This window comes from Streptomyces sp. NPDC002104 (assembly GCF_053593795.1).
The window spans coordinates 1-5,324 of sequence record NZ_JBSFDF010000109.1 but is presented as its reverse complement, the minus strand read 5'-3'; the positions used below and the strand labels follow the sequence as shown (position 1 = coordinate 5,324).

The following is a 5,324-nucleotide window of genomic DNA, read 5'->3' as shown; positions in this document are numbered from 1 at the left end:
GAAGGCCATCGCGTAGCGACGCGACCGCAGGGAGCGCCCTTGAGGGACCGGCCCGCACCGAAAGGACACTGGACTGCCGGGCTCCCCCCGGACCCCCACGCAGCCAAGCACGAACCCGCAGCCCAAGCCCCCCCCTACGACTCCTCGATCTCGGTCGCGTACCGCTCCGCCACCGCCTCGGCCCGTTCCCGCAGGACCCTGCGCAGCGACTGCGGGGCCAGGGCTTCGCCGTCCGTGCCGAGCTGCCACAGAGCCCACTCGGCATGTCGTGAATCCTGGAAGGTCACCTCCAGGCGCAGCCAGCCCTCCCCGTCCGCCTCCGGCTCTTCCGCGCGGACCGCCAGTGCGGTGTTCAGCAGGTCTTCCCGGCGGGCCGGGTTCACCCGGAGCTGCACGGCGATGTGGTCGCCGCCGGACAGGAACTGCGCGGAGCGTTCCTGCCAGATCCGGTCCAGGTCGACCCGGTTCGGCCGCTCCGCCGCCTCCGGGAGTTCCTCCGCCGCCAGTACGCGCGACAGCCGGTACGTGCGGTCCTCGCCGGATCTCGTGGCGAGCAAGTAGCCCCGGTCCCGTACGGTGACCAGCCCTATCGGGTCCACCGTCCGCCACTGCGCCGGCTCGCCCGTGGCCGCGTAGTGGATCCGCAGCTTGCGCCCGGCGAGCACCGCGCGCCGGACCTCGACCATCGTGGTGCCGGGGACCTCCTCGGCGACCAGCCGGCGCGACAGCAGGTCGGCCTCCGGGTCGACGAGGAATCGCTGGGCCGCGTCACTGGCGACGGCCCGATGGCTTTCGGGGAGCGCGTCGACCACCTTCCGCATCGCCGAAGCGAGCGCCGGTCCCAGGCCGAACACCTGCTCGCCGCGCCCCGATCCGGCGGCCAGCAGGGCGAGGGCCTCTTCGTGGTTCAGGCCGGTGAGCTCAGTGCGGAATCCGGGCGACAGCGCGAAGCCGCCGTGCCGGCCGCGTTCGGCGTAGACCGGGACCCCGGCGGCCGACAGTGCCTCGATGTCGCGCAGCACCGTACGGGTGGACACCTCCAGCTCGCGGGCCAGGGCATCCGCAGTCAGCCGACCGCGCTGGCGCAGGAGCAGAACCAGCGAAACCAACCGATCTGCGCGCACGAAAAAACTCTATCGGAATACATGACAGAGGGTGTCGTGATTCATTGCGAGGCTCATTGAGCACCAACCCGAACGAACCACGAACCAACCAACCAACCAACCACCAACCACCAACCACCAACCAACGGAGCCGACATGGCAACGCAGATCAACCGGACCCCCATCAACCCCGTGACCTGGTCGGCAGAGATGGGCTTCAACCAGGGCGAGGTCGTCTCCGGCCACACCCGGACCCTCTACATCTCGGGCCAGACCGCGATGAGCGCCGAAGGCAAGCCCGAGCACGAAGGCGACATGGCGGCGCAGCTGGCGCTGAGCGTCGACAACGTGGAGGCCGTGCTCGCCGAGGCGGGCATGTCGCTCGCGAACCTGGTCCGGCTCAACGTCTACACGACCGACGTCGACCTGCTCTTCCGGCACTACGGCGAGCTGGCGTCACGCCTGGGCGCCGCCGGGGTGGCGCCCACCACCACGATGCTCGGCGTGACGCGGCTGGCGATCCCCGGCCAGCTGGTCGAGCTGGAGGGCACCGCCGTCGCGTAGGGCTCCGGGCCGGCCACCCAGCCCGACCACCCAGCCGACCACCCAGCCCGACCACCCAGCCGACCACCCACCCCGACCACCCACCCCGACCACCCAGCCCGCCCCCTACCCAGTCCGCCGGATCAGCGCCAGATACATCGCGTCCGTCCCGTGCAAGTGCGGCCACAGCTGTACGTCCGGGCCGTCGCCCAGTGCCGGGACCTCCTGCATGTACGGTCGCGCGTCGATCAGTTCCGCGGAGATCGGGGCCGCGCCCGCGCCCCGGCCCTTCAGTACGTCCTCCACCACCACCCGGGTCTCCGCCAGGTGCGGCGAGCACGTGGCGTAGCCCACGACGCCGCCCACCCGGACGGCCGAGAGCGCCTCGCGCAGCAGCCCGCGCTGGAGCGGCGCGAAGCTCTCCAGGTCCTCCGGCCGGCGGCGCCAGCGCGCCTCCGGGCGGCGGCGCAGCGCGCCCAGGCCCGAGCAGGGCACGTCCATCAGGACCCGGTCGAAGGAGCCCGGCAGCCACGGCGGCCGCGTTCCGTCGGCCGTGATGACCTGGTAGGGGCCGGGGTTGCCGGCGAGCGCGCGCTCGACGAGGCGTGCCCGGTGGGGCTGCTTCTCGGAGGCCAGCAGGAACGCCCCGCGCTGGGCGGCGAGCGCCGCGAGCAGCGCCGCCTTGCCGCCCGGTCCGGCGCAGCCGTCCAGCCACCGCTCGTCGCGGCCCTCGACCGGGACGGCCGCCAGGGCCATCGCCACCAGCTGGCTGCCTTCGTCCTGGACACCGGCGCGGCCCTCGCGGACCGCCTCCAGCGCGCCCGGTTCGCCGCCCTCGGCCATCCTGACCGCGTACGGGGACCAGCGCCCGGGCAGCGCCGAGTCCTCGCCCACCGCTTCCAGCAGCTCCTGCGCCGTGGACCGCCCGGGCCGGGCCACGAGCGTGACCTCGGGCCGCTCGTTGTCGGCCTCCAGCAGGTCCTCGATCCCGGCCCGGCCGCCGCCCAGCGAGTCCCACAGGGCGCTGACGACCCACCTCGGGTGCGAGTGGAAGACCGCGAGGTGCTCCTCGGCGTCGTCCTCGTACGGCGGGGCGACCTTCTCCAGCCACCCCTCCAGGTCGTGCGCGGAGATCTTGCGCAGCACCGCGTTGACGAACTTCGCCCGTCCGTCGCCGAGCACCACCCGGGCCAGCTCCACGCTCGCGGAGACCGCCGCGTGGGTGGGGATCCGGGTCCCGAGCAGCTGGTGCGCGCCGAGCGAGAGCACGTCGAGCACCGGCGGGTCGACCTCGCGCAGGGGCCGGTCGATGCAGGCCTTGATGACCGCGTCGTACGTGCCCTGGCGGCGCAGGGTCCCGTAGACGAGCTCGGTGGCCAGCGCCGCGTCCCGTGCCTGGAAGGTCTCGTCCTTGCGGGCCTTCTTCAGCAGCGGCGGCAGCACGAGGTTCGCGTACGCGTCGCGCTCGTCCACCGCCCGCAGCACCTCGAAGGCCAGCATCCGGACGGGGTCCTTCTTGGGCCTGCGGTACGGCTTGGCCGTCTTGCCGGGCTTGCCGCCGCTCTTGGGCTGTTCGCTCACGTGAAAGGTGCTCCGGATTTACGTAACGCTGAAGGAATTGACTGAAACTACGAAAATCAGCCTACGTCGGCCCCGCCGCCGAGCCGCTCACCCGGAGCGATCCGCACGCCGCGCGCCCAGTCGGCGGCCTTCATCGGCTTCTTGCCCTGCGGCTGCACCCAGAGCAGCTCCACGGCGTGCGAGCCGGTGCCGGCGTAGACGTTGTTCTTGGCCACGCCCAGGTCGCCCGGGGCGAGGTCCGTGCGGTCCGCGACGAGCCCGACCGAGACGAGCTTGAGCCGCTCCCCCCGGAAGACCGTCCACGCGCCCGGCGCCGGGGTGCAGCCGCGCACCAGCCGGTCGACGCGCAGGGCGGGCGCCTTCCAGTCGACGTGGGCGTCCTCGACGGTGATCTTCGGTGCGAGGGAGATCCCGTCGGAGGGCTGCTCCACCGCCCGCAGGGTGCCGTCCTCGATGCCGTCCATGGTGGCGACCAGCAGCCCGGAGCCGGCGAAGGCCAGGCGGGTCAGCAGGTCACCGCTGGTGTCGGTGGGGCGGATCTCCTCGGTGAGGATCCCGAAGACCGGGCCGGTGTCCAGCCCCTCCTCGATCCGGAAGGTGGAGGCACCGGTGACCTCGTCCCCCGCCATGATCGACTGCTGCACGGGCGCGGCACCGCGCCAGGCGGGCAGCAGCGAGAAGTGCAGGTTGACCCAGCCGTGCTTGGGGATGTCCAGGGCGGCCTTGGGGATCAGCGCGCCGTACGCGACCACCGGGCAGCAGTCGGGCCCGATCTCCCGCAACCGGGCCTGGAACTCCGGGTCGCGCGGGCGGGCGGGCTTGAGCACTTCGATGCCGGCTTCCTCGGCGCGCTCGGCGACGGGGCTGGCGACGAGGCGGCGGCCCCGTCCGGCCGGGGCGTCGGGCCGGGTGACGACGGCGGCGACCTCGTGACGCCCGGAGGCGATCAGAGCGTCCAGGGCGGGCACGGCGACCTCGGGGGTGCCTGCGAAGACGAGCTTCACTGGGGTCTACCTCGCTATCTCGGCTGTCAGCAGCACATCAGTCTATGGTCTGTCCGCCCGCGGTCCCACCTGCGTCGCGCCGCCCGCCCGAGGGGGCGTACGCACACACGCGCGCTCCTCGCATATGCCGACACGCCCCCACAGCGTGACCTGCCCACCCGCTAGCGCGTTGGTCAAAAGAGATTGACCGAAACGGGCCGCGAAACAGAACGGTGTCTGCGGCCCTATCCGCTCTTCAGCACCGGTTCGAGAGGCTTCTTCATGGCCGACCACGCCACCCACGACGCCCAAGCACGGGCCAGCCTGCATCTCCTGGTGCGGGACATCGAGCGGGTTCGCCGGCAGGTGGATGCTCTGCGCACGCTCACCGCGCAGCTCGGCAACGTCTACCGCCCGCGCCGCTCAGGCCCGTCCACGGGCTTCGTCGTCTACGGCCGGGCACCCGCGCCCACCGTCCGCCTCGCCCAGGAGCTGCGGGACAGCGTCGAGACGCTGGTCACCGCCGCGGTGGACTTCGACCGCTCGCTCGGCTTCTCGTGGGACGCGGTCGGGTCGGCGCTCGGTGTCACCAAGCAGGCCGTCCACCGGCGCTACGGTGCCCGGCGGGCGCAGAGCGCCGAGTCCGCCGAGCGGGAGCCGCTGGCCGAGGGCACGACGACCACCACCACGACCACGACCCGGACCCTGGGGCCCCTGCCCACCGTCCCGGCGGCCCGCTCGGTGCCGCCGCAGCCGGTGCGCGAGGAGGCGGGCGCGTCCCGCCCCGCCGCCTTCCCCGGCCCCCGCAACGGCTGATCCCCCGCCGCCGGGACGCCGACCCCCGACGGCCCAGCCCCCGCCGGAGCGCCCTCACGGGCCGCCCCCGGCGGGGGCTCCGTCGTCCCCCGCCGAGCCGGGGCCGCTGCCCTGCGGGGCGAAGTCCCCTACCCACCCTTCCACCGTTCCCCGGGCTCTGCCCGGACCCCGGTCCTCAAACGCCGGACGGGCTGAAGAGCAGGGGTACCGGGCTGCGCCCGGACCCCCCTGGGGCTCCGCCCCAGACCCCGCGCCTCAAACGCCGGCGAGGCTGGATATTGCTGCCGGCGCTGGCAGA

General features: G+C 73.3%; 5 protein-coding genes. 2 read left to right on the top strand and 3 right to left on the bottom strand.

Annotated features, from left to right (window positions below; all coding sequences use genetic code 11):
* Window positions 1–134: 134 nt before the first annotated feature.
* Complete coding sequence (locus ACWCP2_RS38050; protein ID WP_450913108.1) at window positions 135–1,124, bottom strand: helix-turn-helix transcriptional regulator; 990 nt, start codon at window positions 1,122–1,124, stop codon at window positions 135–137.
* A gap of 147 nt (window positions 1,125–1,271) precedes the next feature.
* On the opposite strand from ACWCP2_RS38050, the gene ACWCP2_RS38045 reads away from it, so the two are divergent.
* On the top strand, window positions 1,272–1,667 hold the full coding sequence (locus ACWCP2_RS38045) for a RidA family protein (protein ID WP_450913109.1): 396 nt from the start codon (window positions 1,272–1,274) through the stop codon (window positions 1,665–1,667).
* Between the two features lie 105 nt (window positions 1,668–1,772).
* On the opposite strand, the gene ACWCP2_RS38040 is transcribed toward ACWCP2_RS38045, so the two are convergent.
* Together ACWCP2_RS38040 and fmt are read right to left on the bottom strand one after the other, a co-directional pair.
* Window positions 1,773–3,227, bottom strand: a complete 1,455-nt coding sequence (locus ACWCP2_RS38040) for an RsmB/NOP family class I SAM-dependent RNA methyltransferase (RefSeq protein ID WP_450913107.1) — start codon at window positions 3,225–3,227, stop codon at window positions 1,773–1,775.
* Between the two features lie 56 nt (window positions 3,228–3,283).
* A complete protein-coding gene (fmt, locus tag ACWCP2_RS38035; protein WP_450913106.1) occupies window positions 3,284–4,231 on the bottom strand; it encodes a methionyl-tRNA formyltransferase in 948 nt (315 codons plus the stop codon).
* A 261-nt stretch (window positions 4,232–4,492) separates the two neighbouring features.
* Between fmt and ACWCP2_RS38030 the strand changes: the two genes are divergently transcribed.
* Entirely contained in the window at window positions 4,493–5,026 is a 534-nt protein-coding gene (locus ACWCP2_RS38030; protein ID WP_450913105.1) for a hypothetical protein, read from the top strand.
* Window positions 5,027–5,324 lie beyond the last annotated feature (298 nt).

What these genes read in the sequence shown, in the direction of transcription:
- ACWCP2_RS38030 (WP_450913105.1), top strand. Translation starts at nt 4,493, where the DNA reads ATGGCCGACCACGCCACCCACGACGCCCAAGCACGGGCCAGCCTGCAT.